Raw genomic sequence first — 17754 nt, forward strand, 5'->3', positions numbered from 1 at the left:
AAATATTAATCACATATAATAAAAAAGGAGAAGGGGATTATGGAGGAAAGACTTATTTCTTCCGAGTTTAAGGAAGAAGATGTAGAGGTAGAGTATTCCTTAAGACCTCAGAAGCTTAGGGAATACATAGGTCAATCAAAAGTAAAAGAAAGACTAAATATATTTTTGCAAGCGGCTAAGATGAGAAATGAACCTTTGGATCATGCGTTACTATATGGACCACCAGGGCTCGGGAAAACTACTTTAGCGAATATTATAGCCAAAGAAATGGGCGGCAATTTGAAAGTGACTTCAGGACCGGCAATTGAACGTGCTGGAGATTTAGCAGCTATACTTACAAGTTTAAATAATTTCGATGTGCTTTTTATTGATGAAATTCACAGGCTTAATAGGGCTGTTGAAGAAATTCTTTACCCAGCTATGGAAGATTATGCGTTAGATATTGTTATTGGCAAAGGCGCTTCAGCAAAATCTATAAGATTGGATTTACCTAAATTTACACTTATTGGCGCAACTACGAGGGTAGGACTTTTAACAGCACCATTAAGAGATAGATTTGGGGTACTTTGCCCTATGGAATATTATGATGAAAATGAATTGAAGGAAATTGTTACAAGGTCTGCAGGGATTTTAGATGTAGGAATAGACGAAGATTCTGCTATTGAAGTCGCTAAAAGATCAAGAGGGACTCCTAGAATAGCAAATAGATTATTAAAAAGGGTTCGAGATTATTGTTTAGTAAGAGGAAATGGACACATAGATTATAAAACCGTTAAGGCTGCTGCCGAGCTTCTTGAAATTGATGATCAAGGTTTTGATAGGATAGATAACAAAATACTTGAGGCGATAATAGATAATTTTAATGGAGGTCCAGTGGGGCTTGAAACTCTTGCTTACTTTATTGGAGAAGAAATAGGTACCATAGAAGATGTGTATGAACCATATTTAATTCAAAAGGGATTTATTATTAGAACTCCAAGAGGTAGAATCGCCTCTAAAAAGGCCTATAAGCATCTAAATAGATTAATTCCTGAAAATAAAATTTTTTATTAAACATTAAGGCTTTAAGGCACATGTATGTAACAATATAGTGAAACCCTATAGCCAATTTATAGATTGAAAGGGTGTAAATTTTGAAGGTTAAGGATTTTTATTTTTATTTGCCAGAAGAACTTATAGCACAACATCCTTTAGAAAAAAGAGATGAATCAAAGCTAATGGTATTAGATAAGAAAAGTGGAGAAATTCAGCATGAAACCTTTAAAGATATCATTGATTATCTTAATGAAGGAGATTGCTTAGTTTTAAATGATACAAGGGTAATGCCAGCAAGATTATATGGAGCAAAAGAAGGCTCTGGTGGTAAAATGGAGTTTCTTCTTTTAAGAAGATTAGAAAAAGATATTTGGGAAACACTGGTTAAACCTGGGAAAAGAGCTAAGGTTGGAACAAGGTTTACCTTTGGGAATGGAGAATTGAAGGCAGAGATAGTTCAGGTTTTAGAAAATGGTAACAGAAAAGTAAAGTTTGAATATGAGGGAGTCTTTGAGGCTGTACTGGATTCTCTTGGAGAAATGCCTCTTCCACCTTATATAACAGAAAAACTTGAAGATAAAGAGAGGTATCAAACAGTTTATTCTAGAGAAGTAGGCTCAGCTGCAGCACCTACTGCAGGTCTTCATTTTACAAAAGAATTATTAGAGAAAATTAGAGCTAAAGGCATAAAGGTTGCCTTTGTGACTCTTCATGTAGGACTAGGAACCTTTAGACCAGTTAAAGCTGAAACTGTAGAAGAGCATGAGATGCATTCAGAATACTACTATTTAGACAGAGAAAATGCAGATATGATAAATGAGTCAAAGGAAAAAGGCAAGAGAGTAATTGCAGTAGGAACTACTTCTAATAGAACTTTAGAGAGTGTGGCAGATGAAAATGGAAGGGTTAGAGAAGCTTCAGGTTATACAAGCATATTTATTTATCCTGGCTATAAATTCAAAATTGTAGATGCATTAATAACTAACTTTCATTTACCAGAATCCACTTTAATAATGTTAATTAGTGCGTTTTCATCTAGAGATATAGTTATGAATGCTTACAAAACCGCAGTGAAAAATAAGTACAGATTCTTTAGTTTTGGAGATTCTATGTTTATACATTAAGCTGAAATAGGAAAGAAGGGATAAGATGTATAAGTTACTAAAAAAATCAGGGAAAGTAAGAAGAGGTGAGTTTCATACTCCACATGGAGTAATTCAAACTCCAGTGTTTATGAATGTTGGAACATTAGCTGCCATTAAAGGTGCAGTTTCATCTATGGATTTAAAGGAAATAGAGTGTCAAGTAGAACTATCTAATACATATCACCTTCATTTAAGACCGGGAGATGGAGTAGTTAAAAACATGGGGGGACTTCATAAGTTTATGAATTGGGATAGACCAATTTTAACTGACTCTGGTGGTTTCCAAGTGTTTTCACTTTCTGCTATGAGAAAAATAAAAGAAGAAGGGGTTTACTTTAACTCTCACATAGATGGAAGAAAAATTTTCATGGGACCAGAAGAAAGCATGCAAATACAAAGCAACTTGGCATCAACTATAGCAATGGCCTTTGATGAATGCATTCCGAACCCATCTACTAGAGAGTATGTAGTTAATTCTGTAGCAAGAACAACTAGATGGCTTGAAAGATGTAAAATAGAGATGGATAGATTAAATTCTCTTCCTGACACTATCAACAAAAAACAAATGTTATTTGGGATTAATCAAGGTGGAACCTATGAAGATATAAGAATAGAGCATGCCAAAACTATCTCAGAAATGAACTTAGATGGATATGCTATTGGAGGTCTTGCAGTGGGTGAAACCCATGAGGAAATGTATAGAGTCATTGATGCAGTTGTACCATATCTACCACAAGATAAGCCAATATACTTGATGGGAGTGGGCCTTCCAAGTAACATATTAGAAGCTGTTTCTAGAGGCGTAGATTTCTTTGATTGTGTATTACCTGCTAGAAATGGAAGACATGGACATGTGTTCACTAAATATGGTAAAATAAATTTAATGAATGCAAAGTTTGAATTAGATGGTAATCCTATCGATGAAGGATGTGACTGTCCAGCATGCAAACATTATACAAGAGCTTATATAAGACATTTATTTAAAGCAAAAGAAATGCTTGCTATGAGATTATGTGTGCTTCATAACTTATATTTTTATAATAAACTTATGGAAGATATAAGAAATGCCATTGATGGAGATTATTTTGAAGAGTTTAAGGCAGAAAAACTTTCTCAATGGAATGGAAGAGCATAGGAAGTAGTAAGGTATACAAATAACCTTAGAAAGGAGGGATATTATGCAACAAATAATGGCTTTCTTACCTATGATAGTAGTTCTTGCATTATTTTATGTTATGATCTTCATACCAGAAAAGAAAAGAAAGAAGCAATATAGTGATATGATTTCATCATTAAAGGTTAATGATGAAATAATGTCTAAGGGCGGCTTAATGGGTAGAATTATAAACATTCATGAAGATTATATTATATTGGAAACAGGTCCAGAAAGAGCTAGAATAAAACTTGCTAAAATGGGAATAGGTCAACTTGTTAACAATGAAACTGAAAAGTAACATATAGAGAATATTTCCCCCTATTTAATCATATTTATTATATAGATGGGGGGGATTCTATATGTATAAAAAAATAAAGTATGCCTGTGTTGGACAGGGAGTATTAAGAGCGTCAATTGTAACAATGCTTTGCGTACTAGTTTATTCTTTAATCACATCATTTACACCAAGTAGCCCTAAGGTTACATCTGCTTTTATAGTAGTGTTAACATTAGTAAGTGTACTATATGGTACAGTTTTTGCTACTTTAAAATCTGGTAATAAGGGATGGTTAATAGGACTGCTGGTTGCATTTTTCTACATGTTAATACTTTATATTGTATCTGTATTATGTGGAAATGGTTTTGGGATTGATGCAGGAGATTTAATAAGGTTACTACTTGCATTAGCAGTGGGTTCTCTATCTGGAATGCTTGCAGTAAATTTAAGTGACTAAATTTGTTATTATATTAGGCATCTGAAATAATATATTGATTAGTTTTTTATGATGGCCTACTAAATATAATAAAATATGAGCAGTGGAGGAACAAAAATGAAACACATCAAAACAATTAACAAATCAAACATTAAAGAAAGCTTAAAGAAACCAGGTTGCAAAGAGTGTGCTAACTCTTGTCAATCAGCATGCAAAACTTCATGCACAGTGGCTAACTTAGCTTGCGAAAACTAATAATTTTTAAAGGCAGTAACTAAAGGTTACTGCTTTGTGTTATGTTAGGAGGAAAAAAATGTCATTAGTTCATAAATTTGTACAAAGTAATGATTTTTATATTATAGATGTAAATTCTGGGGCAATACACTTAGTAGATGAAATAGTTTATGACCTTCTAGAAGATGAAGGTTTAAGATCTAAGGAAGAACTGATTAAGGATTTTGGCAATAAATATTCAATAGAAGAAATAGAAGAAGTATACAGTGAACTAGAAGCATTAATCAAGGATGAGATACTATATTCTAAAGATTTGTATGAAGACATAGCAATGGAAAGTGGACAAGCGGAAGTAAATATAAAAGCACTATGCTTAAATATTATTCATGATTGTAATTTGAAGTGTAAATATTGTTTTGCAGATGAAGGGGAGTATAACAGTGGTTGTAGAAAACCTATGTCTGCAGAAATAGGAAAAAGAGCAATAGATTTTGTTATCAAAAATTCAGGACCAAGAAGAAATATTGAAGTAGATTTATTTGGTGGAGAGCCACTGATGGCTTTCAACACAATAAGAGAGATAGTAGATTATGCTAGGGAACAGGAAAAGATTCATAAGAAAGTTATTAGATTCACTATGACTACTAACGCTACACTTTTAAATGATGAAATAATGGATTACCTAGATAAAAATATGGGAAATATTGTTCTTAGTATAGATGGAAGAAAAGAAATTAATGATAAGGTAAGGATTAGATTTGATGGTAGTGGATGTTATGACAGTATACTTCCTAAAATTAAAAAAATGGTGGAAGTAAGAGATAAATCCAAGTCTTATTATGTAAGAGGTACTTTTACAAGAGAAAATACTGACTTCTTTGAAGATGTTAAACATATGGCAGATTTAGGTTTTGAGGAGATTTCCATTGAGCCAGTGGTATTACCAGATGAACATGCACTTTCTCTAAGAAGAGAGGATTTACCAACTATATTTAAACAATATGATATGCTTTATGAGGAAATGTTAAAACGTCATAAAGAAGGCAAAGACTTTAAGTTTTATCATTTTAATATTGATTTACAAGGTGGACCTTGTGTTTATAAGAGAATCTCTGGTTGTGGAGCAGGTCATGAATATGTGGCTATAACTCCAGATGGAGAAATTTATCCTTGTCACCAATTTGTTGGTAAAGAAGAATTCTTAATGGGAAATATTAATGATGGAATAAAAGACTTTAAATTGGTTCAACATTTTAAAGAAGGTCATATATATAATAAGCCAGTTTGCAAAGAATGTTGGGCAAGATTCTACTGCAGTGGAGGGTGCCAAGCTAACAACTTTAATTTTAATGGAGATATTCATGTTCCATATGAAGTAGGTTGTGAAATGCAAAAGAAAAGAATTGAATGTGCTATAGCCTTAAAAAGCAAAACCATGGGTAATTAGTGGAATCCCCCACTAATTACCTATTATTGACTATTTTTTTACAAAGCCTTATAATCTACATTATAAATATAAATGTGAATAACGTGAAAGGGGATAAAAATGAGAAAGGGTAGAAGTGGCTTTTTATTAATTATTAGTGTTTTATTAATTGCCCTATTAGCTTATTCAGGACTTTTTGGATTAAATCTAGGGGACTATAGGGTAAAATCCTTTGGACAATCAATTAGTAAAGGTCTTGACTTAGTTGGGGGAACCTCTTTATTAATGGAAATTAAAGCGGATAATGTGGATGCAAGTGTGCTAAACAGAACTGTAGAGTTAATTTCTATGAGGGTTAACAAGGAAGGTACCAGTGAAACTTCAGTAGTTCCAGAAGGACAAAAGAGAATTAGAATTGAAATACCAGGAGAATCTGACACAGATAAGGTGTTAAATACAATTGGTAAAACAGGAGAGTTAACTTTTGTAGACCCAGATGGAAATGTAATTTTAACAGGAAAAGATGTTAAAGAGGCTACTGCTTATATGACTCAAGAAAATGAGAATGTTGTAAGTTTAAAGCTAAATGATGAAGGCACTAAGAAGTTTGCTGAAGCAACACAAAAGTTTTTGAATAAGCCTATCTCAATTAAGATGGATGAGGAAGTTCTTACAGCTCCGACAGTAAATGCTGTAATTAATAACGGAGAGGCAGTAATAACAGGAATGGAAACACTTGAAGAAGCGAACTCTATAGCAAATATTATTCAATCTGGGGCACTACCAGTAGCTATAGAAGCGGTTTCAGTTAAAACTGTAGGACCAACAATTGGTATGGAAGCTATGGGACTTAGTAAAAAGGCAGGTATGGTTGGATTACTTTGTGTTATGTTATTTATGATGCTTTATTATAGAGCACCTGGAATAATTGCTTCTGTTGCGGTTTCTCTATATGTAGTCTTAGTATTGTACGCATTTTCAGCTTTTGGAGTAGTATTAACTCTTTCAGGAGCAGCTGCAGTAATTTTAACTATTGGTATGGCGGTAGATGCAAATGTACTTATATTTGAGAGAACTAAAGAAGAGCTTAAGGCGGGAAAATCCATAAGATCGGCAGTGGATTCAGGATTCGATAGAGCACTGTCTTCAATTTTAGATTCAAACATAACTACTATAATTGCAGGATTAGTACTATACTTTATGGGGACGGGAGCAGTAAAAGGATTTGCTGTAACTTTAATGATAGGTATTATAATAAGTATCTTCACAGCTCTAACAATTACTAAGTTTTTCCTCAAGCATGCGATTAATGCAGGAATAATAACTAAACCATCTCACTTTGGTGTGAAAAGGGGGTAATGCCATGTTAAAAATCATCGAAAAAACTAAAATCTGGTTTGGAATATCTATATTATTAACAATAATTGGTTTAGCCTTCTTTTTAACTAAAGGCCTTAATTATGGTATTGATTTTAGAGGTGGTACTTTAATTTCTATCAACATAAATAAGGAATTTAAAAAAGCTGATGTAGATACAATTGTAGATAAATATGCAAAGGATAAATTTTCTACAAAAGTTGCAAATGAAGGAAAAGAAGTGGAAATCATTGTACAAGAGGGAATTTTAAATGAAGAAGGCGTTTCCAAGTTAATAGAAGATATTAAGACTCAGTATGCATTAGAAGATGCAGCTGTGATAGGACATGAGACTATAGGAGCCACAGTTGGTAATGAATTGAAGGAAAAAGCTATATGGGCACTTATTTTAGCTACTGGAGCTATATTGATTTATGTTACAATACGATTTGAAATGAATTTCGCTATTGCAGCGATAATAGCGCTTTTGCATGATGTTTTCCTAACGGTATCTTTCTACGCTATCTTTGGAATACAGGTTAATAGTCCATTTATTGCAGCAATACTAACAATAGTTGGATATTCAATAAATGACACTATAGTTGTTTTCGATAGAATAAGAGAAAATGTTAAGAAGAATAGAAGAATGTCTCCTGAGGAAGTTGCAAACTTGAGTGTTAATGAAACTATGTCAAGGTCTATTAATACTACGTTAACTACAATAATTACCATAGGAGCTGTTTATGTGTTTGTTCCATCAATTAGGGAGTTTTCATTACCAATAATCATTGGTATAACTGCTGGTGCATACTCTTCTATATTCATAGCTAGCCCATTATGGGTAATATTAAAGAAAAGAAAATCTAAAGGGAAAAAAGCTGTAGCAGCATAATAAGTCATTTTATATATGTAGAATAAATAAGTCAAAAATCACTTTATGTAGATTTTTGGCTTATTTTTATGAAAAATATTTGTATTATGGCTGAATTTAAATTATAATATATTTGTTTTCTAATTATTTGGAGGAGAGTGCATGGAAGATAATTGCAAGGTTAATGAATATGATCCACTACTTTTAAAAAACATGAATGATGCATTAAATAGAATAATTACAGCAATAAATGAAAGGCAAAAAATAGTTATTTACGGTTATTATGATTTTGATGGAGTAGCTGCAATATCTCTTTTAATGCTGGTGTTGAGGTATCTTAATGCAGATGTAGAATATTTTATTCCTAGCGAGGTAAGGAATACTAGAAATCTATGTAAAAATGATATTAATAATCATATAAAATATTTAGGTGCAGATTTAATTATTACAGTAGGGTGTGGGACAAGTTCTTTGGAAGACATTAAGTTTTGTAGAGAAAATAGTATAGATGTAATAGTTACAGATTACCATTGTTGTAATATAGAATATCCAGATGAAATAGTGGTGAATCCTAATAGATTTAACTGCAAATATCCTTTTAAGAACTTAGGGGCTGCAGGCGTAGCGTATAAGTTAGCGGAAACTATTTCTTCCTACTACAAGATGAGTTGCTTAAATAAATATTTAGATTTGGTGATGATAGGAACTGTAACTAAGAAATTACCTATTGAGGGAGAAAATTTATTTTTTGCTGAACAGGGACTTAAACAGCTTCAGTGTACTAATAATTACGGAATAAAAGCTTTGATAGAAGAACATAATATCCAATATAAGGATGAGTTTTTTAGCTTTTATAATATAGCTAATATATTTCCTGAGATGATTCCAAAGGAAAAAATAAGTAATGCTAGAATTATAGTAGAGCTTTTAACAACTTCGGATAGTTATAGAGCTAGACAAATTTCCAAATATCTTTATAGTGAAATAAATAGAAGAGCAAAATTATAAAACTTATAGAAAAGTTAGACTATTTATGGTTTATTGCATAAATACATATATATAATATATAATAATAAAGTACAATAGACTTTGAATTGAATATAATGTTCGTATGGATTGCGAAACTTCGTATAGATTACGAGAATATGGTATAAATTAAAAAGCTTTAGCATAGTGAGCTAATGCGTATAGAAATTAATTAAGGGGGAATACAAGTGGACTTTAAGGAAAAAATTAGAGTAATAGAAGGATTTCCAAAAGAAGGAATTAGTTTTAAAGATGTAACAACACTTTTAGAAGATGGTGAGGCATTAAAAACAACAATTGACACTATAGCAAATTACCTAAAGGATAAGAATATAGATATAGTTGTTGGACCAGAAGCAAGAGGTTTCTTATTTGGAGTACCAGTAGCTTATGCTCTTGGAGCAGGTTTTGTACCAGTGAGAAAACCAGGAAAACTTCCTTATGATACTATAAAGGTAGAATATGATTTAGAGTATGGTAGTGATGTTTTAGAAATCCATAAAGATGCTATAAAACCAGGACAAAGAGTTGCAATAGTAGATGATCTTTTAGCTACAGGTGGAACCGTAGGTGCTGTGGTTAAGCTTATAGAACAAGTTGGTGGAGAAGTTGTTTCTGTAAACTTTGTAATTGAGCTTACAGAGTTAAATGGAAGAAGTAAATTAGGTAATCATGACATAATGTCAGTAGTAAAATACGACATATAAAAAATGACAATTATTTCAACTAAAAATTGCATTAATTTGGGTTGTGTTATATAATATTATATAGTAAAAATAATTGGCTGGTTATGTAACCAGCCTTTAGTTTTAGGAGTGAATCCAATGATTGAAAAATTGATAGAGAAGATAAACAACAATTGTCATAATGTTGATTTAAATTTCATACATAAAGCCTACACATTTTCTTTAGAGGCACATAAGGAGCAACGTAGGGAATCAGGTGAACCCTATATAATTCATCCTTTAGAAGTAGCTTGTATTTTAGCAGAAATGGGACTTGATACATCTACTATTGTAGCAGGATTGCTCCATGATGTTATTGAGGATACAGAATACACCTATGACCAGGTTTGCCAATTATTTAGTGTAGAAATTGCAGATTTGGTAGAGGGTGTTTCAAAGCTTGGAAAAATAAAATATAAATCTAAGGAAGAACAACAAGCTGATAATGTAAGGAAAATGCTTCTTGCTATGGCAAGGGATATTAGAGTTATTCTTATAAAACTTGCAGATAGATTACATAATATGAGAACGTTGAAATATGTTCCAGAAAACAAACAAAAGGAAAAGGCAAAAGAGACCTTAGATATTTTTGCCCCTCTTGCTCATAGATTAGGAATTTCTAAGATTAAATGGGAATTAGAAGATTTAGCACTTAGATATATGTATCCAACTAAATACTATGAATTAGTGAAGCTTATTTCAGACAAAAGGGCTGAAAGAGAAGAGCAAATCAATCATATACTTTCACAACTAAAACTACACTTAAATATGGTAAGCATTAAAGCTGATATTGAAGGAAGGCCTAAGCATTTCTACAGTATCTATAAGAAAATGGAAACTAAGAATAAAAATATAGATGAAATTTTTGACCTTACAGCAGTAAGGATTTTGGTAGATGATATTGGTAGCTGTTATGCAGCCCTTGGAATAGTTCATACTATGTATAAGCCTATACCGGGAAGGTTCAAGGACTACATAGCTATGCCAAAGCCTAATATGTATCAATCACTTCACTCTACAGTAATAGGACCTTATGGAAAACCTTTTGAGATACAGATTAGAACTTATGATATGCACAAAACAGCAGAGTATGGTATCGCTGCACATTGGAAATATAAAGAAGCTAATGCAGAGGAAGAAACTTCCTTAGATTCAAAGTTATCATGGCTTAGAGAAATGCTTGAATGGCAGGGTGAAACCTCCGATGCAGAAGAATTTATGGAAGGTTTTAAAATAGATTTATTCTCTGATGAAATTTTTGTTTTCACACCAAAAGGAGATGTAATTAATCTTCCAAATTCTGCAACACCAATAGACTTTGCATATGCAATCCACACAGATGTAGGGCATAAGTGTGCCGGTGCCAAAGTAAATGGTAAAATTGTAACTTTAGAATATGGTTTAAAAACTGGTGAAATTGTAGAGGTTATAACTTCACCAAATACTAAGGGGCCAAGTATTGACTGGCTAAATATTGCTAAAAGCAACCAAGCAAAAAGTAAAATAAAAGCTTGGTTTAAAAAAGCTAATAGAGAAGACAGTATCGAAAAGGGAAAAGAGTTAATTGAAAAGGAATCTAAAAGACAAGGATATCCTTTTAGTGTAATTTCGAAGTCTTCTGCTTTAGAAAAAATTATTAAAAGATACAACTTGAAAAATCTGGAAGATCTGTTTGCCACAGTTGGAGTTGGAGATATTATTCCTGTAAGTCTTATAACTAAACTAAAGGAAGCTTATGAAGCTAAAGAAAAAGAAAAGGAAAGTAACGCCACTGTAATTGAGCAATTTAAAAAAGAACAAAAAGTTAAACCACATTATAACAATTATTCAGGAGTACAAGTTAAAGGAACTTCCAATGTTCATATAAGATTTGCAAAATGCTGTAGCCCAGTACCAGGAGATGAAATAATAGGATATATTACTAAGGGTAAGGGTGTTTCAGTTCATAGGGCTGATTGCAAAAACCTTATAGCACTTCAGACTACAGATCATGATAAGATTATTGAAGTAACTTGGGGTAATGAAAATGGAGAAAATTATATTACAGACATACAAATTAGAGGAGAAGATAGATTAGGTCTCCTTACAGATATAATTGAAATTTTAGGGCTAACTAAAACACATATCTTATCTATAAATGGGAAAACATTGAAGACTGGTGATGCCTTAGTTAATATAAAGATTAAGATTACAGATGTAGAACACCTAAAACAGGTTCAAGGAAAGATTCGAAGAATAAAAGGTGTTAAAGATGTTTATAGAGTTAAACATTAGTGATTACATAATGAACTTAGTTTAAAAGGAGATATGATTATGAGAGCAGTAGTACAAAGAGTTAAAGCTTCTAGAGTAGAAGTTGATAATAAAGTTATTGGAGAAATTGGCTTAGGTTTAAATGTTTTAATAGGTATAAGCAAAGAAGATACAAAGGAAGATATAGATTACATAGTCCGTAAAATTACAGGCATGAGAATATTTGAAGACGAAAGTGGAAAGATGAATTATTCTCTTGGAGAAGTGAATGGAGAATTACTACTTATTTCCCAATTTACTCTTTATGGAGATTGTCGTAAAGGAAAAAGACCAGATTTCATGAAGGCACAAGGCGGAGAAGCAGCTGAAGAACTTTACAATGAACTTGTAAAAGCATTTAAAGCAGAAGTTAAGAAAGTTGAGACTGGTGAATTTGGAGCTGATATGCAGGTTTACATTCAAAATGATGGTCCAGTAACATTACTTTTAGAAAGTAAAAAAGATTTTTAGAGGTGAACCATGATAATAAAAAAACTTATGGCAGGTATATATGGAGCTAACTGTTACATTGTAATGGACGAAGACTCTAAGGAAACTATGGTTTTAGATCCAGGTGGAGATGTAGACGACATAGAAAAGGCAATAAATATCCTTGGTGCTAAGGTTAAATACATTTTACTTACTCATGGACACTTTGATCACACTACTGGGGTTGATGGATTGCAAGCAGTGACTAAGGCAGAAGTAGCTATAGGTTCTGAAGATAATGAAATGATTTTAAAAGGTATGCAGTACTATGGACCATTTATAGAAGGCGGTGCACATATTAAATTAAATCATGGAGATTCACTAGCTCTTGGAAAATATACTGTGCAATGTATTGCAACTCCAGGACACACACCAGGGGGCATGTGCTTTTTAGTGGATAATCATCTTTTCTCAGGAGACACCTTGTTTAAAGGATCTATAGGAAGAAGCGATTTATTGGGTGGAAATGGTGAAATTTTAATAAATAGTATAAAAGAAAAGTTAATGATATTACCAAAGGACATCATAGTTTATCCTGGTCACGGACCTAGTACCACTATTGGAGATGAAGCTATTTATAATCCATTTTTATAAAGCAGATGAATCTTAAGGGCCCTTATAAAGAGTTAACTTGGAAAGTTTCTCTAAGAATACATATAATAAAAAAGGACTTGATATAAAGTGTATAACACTGATAAACCACTAAAGATAAAACTAAATAATCATGATTTTAGATACGATGTATTTCAAATGATTAACTTGTTTTATAGTTTTACAGATATAAAGTTTCAGGAAGATGACTCAGAAGACCTTGCTACTTTATCTATAGATATTAATGAAAAAAGTATTTCAATTGCAAGCAATAATGGAAGTGAAATTTTACCAATAAATCAGGAACGTAAAATTAAAGAAGAAGTTAGAAGAGCTGTGTTTAACTTTCTTTCCAAGGAAACGAAAAAAAATCTACCTTGGGGAACCTTAGTAGGTATTAGACCTTCTAAAAAAGCCCTTGAACTTTTAGAAAAGGGATATAAAGAAGAAGAAATTATAAAGATTTTTAATGAAATTCATGGAACTTCAGATGAAAAAGCAAAGCTTTGCATAGAAGTTGCAAAATATGAAAGAAATATAGTAAATAAGGATGAAAGGGTAATAAGCGTTTATGTGGGAATGCCTTTTTGCCCTACTCGTTGTCTTTATTGTTCTTTTACCTCTAATCCAATAGGTGGGTGTAAGAACTTAGTTGCCCCTTATTTAGAGGCACTATCAAAGGAAGTTAAATCTCTAAGTAGCTATATTAGAGAAAATAACCTTGTAATAGAATCTGTATATTTTGGCGGGGGAACACCAACTGCTGTAAATGATGATGAATTTGAAGAAATTATGAAGGATATTCACAATTATTTTGTTGATAATCATAATATAAAAGAGTTTACTGTAGAGTGTGGACGCCCTGACAGTATAACAGAGAAGAAACTTCAAACTATGAAGAAATATCAGGTTGGTAGAATCAGTATAAATCCTCAGACAATGAATGATAAAACTTTAAAACTTATTGGACGAAATCATAGCACAGAGGATGCTGTGGCGAAGTTTAACATGGCAAGAAACTTAGGTTTCGATAATATAAATATGGATGTAATTGTAGGACTACCTGGAGAAGGATTAAAGGAAATGGTACACACCTGCGAAGAACTTTTAAAGCTTAAACCAGATAGTTTAACAGTTCATGGTATGTCAATAAAAAGGGCTTCAAAACTTTATGAAAATATTGTAAATAATGCTCAATATGAAATACCAGATCAGCAGGATCTTAATGCGATGTATAAAACTACTGTGAAATTATCGAAAAATTTAAATATGGTTCCTTACTATATGTATAGACAAAAAAACATGGTAGGAAACATGGAAAATGTGGGATATGCTGAAAGAGGAAAAGAAGGAGTTTATAACATTCAAATGATTGAAGAAAAACAAACCATCATAGCTTTAGGTGCAGATGCAGTATCTAAAATAGTTTTTTTAGAAGAAAACAGAATTGAAAGGTTTGGGAATGTTAAGGATGTTAAAGAATATGTAAATAGAATTGATGAAATGATTGAAAAGAAAATCAAATTATTAGATATGTTATATAAATAAGCTGTGAGGAGGAAGTTAGATGGAATTTAAAGCACCTAAAGGAACAAAAGATATTTTACCAGGTAGTGTGTTTAAATGGCATTATATTGAAAAAATAATGAGAGAAATTGCTGCAACCTATGGATGCAGAGAAATAAGAACTCCTATCTTTGAACATACAGATCTATTTAAAAGAGGCGTTGGAGAAACTACAGATGTAGTTCAAAAAGAAATGTATACTTTTGAAGATAAAGGTGGAAGAAGTATAACACTAAAACCAGAGGGTACAGCGCCTGCAGTTAGAGCTTTTGTAGAAAGTTCTCTTTACAGCGAAGCTCAACCTACCAAAATGTTTTATTTTACACCTGCTTTTAGATATGAAAAGATGCAAAAGGGAAGACTTAGACAACACCACCAGTTTGGAGTGGAGGTATTTGGTTCAAAAGAACCTTCTGTAGATGCTGAAGTTATAAGCGTTGTTATGGATGTTTATAAGAGATTAGGTGTTGAAGGAATAGAACTTAATATTAACAGTATTGGTTGTCCAATTTGCAGGAAAAAGTATAATGAGGCACTAATAGAATTCTTATCTAGCAGAAAAGAGGAACTTTGTCCAACTTGTTTAACAAGATTAGATAAAAATCCATTAAGAATATTAGATTGTAAGGTGGATAGCTGTAAAGAAACAGTTAAAGGTGCTCCAGTTATATTAGATTACATTTGCGAGGAATGTAGTGACCACTTTGAAAGTTTAAAAACTTATTTAAGTGCTATGGGAATAGAATACGTGGTAAATTCACAAGTGGTTAGAGGACTAGATTATTACAGCAAAACTATATTTGAAATCATGGATAAAGGTTTCACTCTTTGTGGTGGTGGAAGATATGATAATCTTATTGAAGAAATAGGTGGACCATCTATGCCAGCTATAGGTTTTGGTATGGGAATGGAGAGATTGATTTTAACCCTAGAAGAAAAAGGTTTAAACGTTCCAGAAGAAGCTTATATGGACTTATATGTAGGTTCCATGGGAGAAGAAGGCAAGGTTGAAGCTATTAAGGTTATTCACCCTTTAAGGAGAAACGGAATCAAGTGTGAATGTGATCATATGGGTAGAAGTGTAAAAGCTCAAATGAAATTTGCTAATAAAATTGGAGCAAGATACACTATGATTTTTGGCGAAGATGAAGTAAAAAACAGAAGTGCTAAGTTAAAGAGAATGAGTGATGGAGAAACTACAGAGATTTCTTTAGACGATTTAGAAGCTATAGTTACAATAATAAAAGAATAAACAATGAAACCAAAGGAGTAATTTACTCCTTGTAGCATAAAGGGAGGAATAACAATGGGAGAATCACTTAATGGACTTAAAAGAACCATAATGTGTGGTGAACTTAGAGAAGAACATATATCTAATAAGGTCACTGTAATGGGATGGGTTCAAAGAAAGAGAAATTTAGGAAGTTTAGTTTTTATTGATTTAAGAGATAGAACTGGACTTTTACAAGTAGTATTTGGAGAAGAGATTAATAAAGAAGCTTTTGAAAAAGCTGATTTAGCAAAATCAGAATACTGCATTGCGGTTACTGGAGAAATAATTAAAAGAGAAGCACCAAATACAAACTTGCCTACAGGAATGGTAGAGTTAAAGGGAGAAAGCATAAAGATTCTTTCAGAATCAGAAACACCTCCAATTTACATAAAAGAGAATTTAGATGCTTCAGAAAATATAAGACTTAAGTATCGTTATCTTGATCTTAGAAGACCTGACATGCAAAAGATCCTTATGATAAGACATAAGGCGGCTAAGATTGTTAGGGATTACTTAGATGAGAATGGTTTCTTAGAAATGGAAACTCCAATGCTTACTAAGAGCACACCAGAAGGTGCTAGGGATTACTTAGTTCCAAGCAGAAACTACCCAGGAATGTTTTATGCACTTCCACAATCGCCACAAATATTTAAGCAATTATTAATGGTATCAGGATTTGATAGATACTTCCAAATTGTTAAATGTTTTAGAGATGAGGATTTAAGATCAAATAGACAACCAGAATTTACTCAAATAGATTTAGAAATGACTTTTGTTGAATTAAACGATGTTATAGCTATAAATGAAGGATTAATTCAAAGAGTTTTCAAAGAAGTAATTGGAGAAGATGTAAAACTTCCTATTAAGAGAATGCCATATGCTGAAGCTATGGATAAGTATGGTAGTGATAAACCAGACCTAAGATTTGGCATGGAAATAAAAAATATTACAGATGCAGTTAGAGGAACAGAATTTGCTGTATTCAAAAGTGCCATTGAAAATGGTGGATCTGTAAGAGCAATAGTTGCCGAAAACTCTGCAGATATGGGAAGAAAGAAACTTGATAAACTTGGAGAGTTTGTAAAAACATATAAGGCTAAAGGGCTTGCCTGGATAGCTTATAAAGAAGATGAAATTAAATCGCCAATATCGAAATTCTTTGATGAAGCTGGAATGAAAGCTATTATTGAATCGGCTGGTGCAAAACCAGGAGATTTAATACTAATTGTAGCTGATATGGATAATGTAGTATTGCAATCCCTAGGAGCATTAAGATTAGAACTTGCTAAAGAACTTGGAATTCTAGAAAATAATAAAGAATTTAACTTTGTTTGGATAACAGAATTCCCACTTCTTGAATATGATGAAGAAGAGAATAGATTTGTTGCTCTTCACCATCCTTTCACCTCACCAATGGATGAGGATTTACAGTACTTGGATAGTGATCCAAAGAGAGTTAGAGCAAAAGCTTATGACATAGTACTAAATGGTGAAGAATTAGGTGGAGGAAGTATAAGAATTCATGATACTAAACTTCAAGAAAAAATGTTTAGTTTACTAGGATTTAGTCATGAAAGTGCTTGGGAAAGATTTGGATTCTTATTAGAAGCCTTCAAATATGGACCACCACCACACGGCGGATTAGCTTATGGATTAGATAGAATGGTAATGTTCTTAGCCGGAACTGACAACATTAAAGATGTTATTGCCTTCCCTAAAAACCAAAATGCATACTGCCCAATGAGTGAAGCTCCGAATGTAGTTGAAGAAAAGCAACTTAGAGAACTTGGTATCGGAATAGCTAAGAAGGATTAGTCTTAAACTGGATCGTATCCTTTTATGAAATGTAGAAAATA

General features: G+C 32.5%; 17 protein-coding genes. All 17 read left to right on the forward strand.

Annotated features, from left to right (window positions below):
* Window positions 1-39: 39 nt before the first annotated feature.
* The 17 genes from ruvB (at window position 40) to aspS (ending at window position 17713) form a co-directional block, all read left to right on the forward strand.
* Window positions 40-1053, forward strand: coding sequence for a Holliday junction branch migration DNA helicase RuvB (gene ruvB, locus RR409_RS07705; RefSeq protein WP_332557159.1), 1014 nt, complete (start codon window positions 40-42; stop codon window positions 1051-1053).
* A gap of 80 nt (window positions 1054-1133) precedes the next feature.
* Complete coding sequence (gene queA, locus RR409_RS07710) at window positions 1134-2159, forward strand: tRNA preQ1(34) S-adenosylmethionine ribosyltransferase-isomerase QueA (RefSeq protein WP_332557160.1); 1026 nt, start codon at window positions 1134-1136, stop codon at window positions 2157-2159.
* A gap of 25 nt (window positions 2160-2184) precedes the next feature.
* Window positions 2185-3315 carry a tRNA guanosine(34) transglycosylase Tgt gene (gene tgt, locus RR409_RS07715; protein ID WP_332557161.1) on the forward strand — a complete coding sequence of 377 codons (1131 nt, stop codon included), beginning with the start codon at window positions 2185-2187 and terminating at the stop codon, window positions 3313-3315.
* Between the two features lie 43 nt (window positions 3316-3358).
* Window positions 3359-3634 carry a preprotein translocase subunit YajC gene (gene yajC, locus RR409_RS07720; RefSeq protein WP_332557162.1) on the forward strand — a complete coding sequence of 92 codons (276 nt, stop codon included), beginning with the start codon at window positions 3359-3361 and terminating at the stop codon, window positions 3632-3634.
* Between the two features lie 61 nt (window positions 3635-3695).
* Complete coding sequence (locus RR409_RS07725) at window positions 3696-4070, forward strand: TIGR04086 family membrane protein (protein WP_332557163.1); 375 nt, start codon at window positions 3696-3698, stop codon at window positions 4068-4070.
* A 96-nt stretch (window positions 4071-4166) separates the two neighbouring features.
* Window positions 4167-4304, forward strand: coding sequence for a six-cysteine ranthipeptide SCIFF (gene scfA / locus RR409_RS07730; protein ID WP_017414649.1), 138 nt, complete (start codon window positions 4167-4169; stop codon window positions 4302-4304).
* Between the two features lie 58 nt (window positions 4305-4362).
* On the forward strand, window positions 4363-5730 hold the full coding sequence (gene scfB / locus RR409_RS07735) for a thioether cross-link-forming SCIFF peptide maturase (RefSeq protein ID WP_332557164.1): 1368 nt from the start codon (window positions 4363-4365) through the stop codon (window positions 5728-5730).
* A gap of 99 nt (window positions 5731-5829) precedes the next feature.
* Window positions 5830-7068, forward strand: a complete 1239-nt coding sequence (gene secD / locus RR409_RS07740; protein ID WP_332557165.1) for a protein translocase subunit SecD — start codon at window positions 5830-5832, stop codon at window positions 7066-7068.
* 4 nt (window positions 7069-7072) lie between these two features.
* Complete coding sequence (gene secF / locus RR409_RS07745) at window positions 7073-7957, forward strand: protein translocase subunit SecF (RefSeq protein WP_332557166.1); 885 nt, start codon at window positions 7073-7075, stop codon at window positions 7955-7957.
* Between the two features lie 141 nt (window positions 7958-8098).
* Window positions 8099-8944: a DHH family phosphoesterase gene (locus tag RR409_RS07750; protein ID WP_332557167.1), complete on the forward strand. Its 846-nt coding sequence runs from the start codon at window positions 8099-8101 to the stop codon at window positions 8942-8944.
* Between the two features lie 206 nt (window positions 8945-9150).
* Window positions 9151-9669: an adenine phosphoribosyltransferase gene (locus RR409_RS07755; RefSeq protein ID WP_332557168.1), complete on the forward strand. Its 519-nt coding sequence runs from the start codon at window positions 9151-9153 to the stop codon at window positions 9667-9669.
* Window positions 9670-9786: 117 nt separating this feature from the next.
* The gene (locus tag RR409_RS07760; RefSeq protein WP_332557169.1) at window positions 9787-11961 is read left to right on the forward strand and encodes a bifunctional (p)ppGpp synthetase/guanosine-3',5'-bis(diphosphate) 3'-pyrophosphohydrolase; all 2175 of its coding nucleotides are present in this window, start codon (window positions 9787-9789) and stop codon (window positions 11959-11961) included.
* Window positions 11962-12000: 39 nt separating this feature from the next.
* Complete coding sequence (gene dtd / locus RR409_RS07765) at window positions 12001-12450, forward strand: D-aminoacyl-tRNA deacylase (RefSeq protein ID WP_332557170.1); 450 nt, start codon at window positions 12001-12003, stop codon at window positions 12448-12450.
* A 9-nt stretch (window positions 12451-12459) separates the two neighbouring features.
* A complete protein-coding gene (locus RR409_RS07770) occupies window positions 12460-13062 on the forward strand; it encodes an MBL fold metallo-hydrolase (RefSeq protein ID WP_332557171.1) in 603 nt (200 codons plus the stop codon).
* An 87-nt stretch (window positions 13063-13149) separates the two neighbouring features.
* The gene (locus tag RR409_RS07775; RefSeq protein WP_332557172.1) at window positions 13150-14607 is read left to right on the forward strand and encodes a coproporphyrinogen III oxidase; all 1458 of its coding nucleotides are present in this window, start codon (window positions 13150-13152) and stop codon (window positions 14605-14607) included.
* A 19-nt stretch (window positions 14608-14626) separates the two neighbouring features.
* On the forward strand, window positions 14627-15877 hold the full coding sequence (hisS, locus tag RR409_RS07780) for a histidine--tRNA ligase (protein ID WP_332557173.1): 1251 nt from the start codon (window positions 14627-14629) through the stop codon (window positions 15875-15877).
* Window positions 15878-15931: 54 nt separating this feature from the next.
* Window positions 15932-17713: an aspartate--tRNA ligase gene (aspS, locus tag RR409_RS07785; RefSeq protein ID WP_332557174.1), complete on the forward strand. Its 1782-nt coding sequence runs from the start codon at window positions 15932-15934 to the stop codon at window positions 17711-17713.
* Window positions 17714-17754 lie beyond the last annotated feature (41 nt).

It is taken from the genome of Clostridium sp. (assembly GCF_036642255.1).
Taxonomy (GTDB): domain Bacteria; phylum Bacillota; class Clostridia; order Clostridiales; family Clostridiaceae; genus Clostridium_J.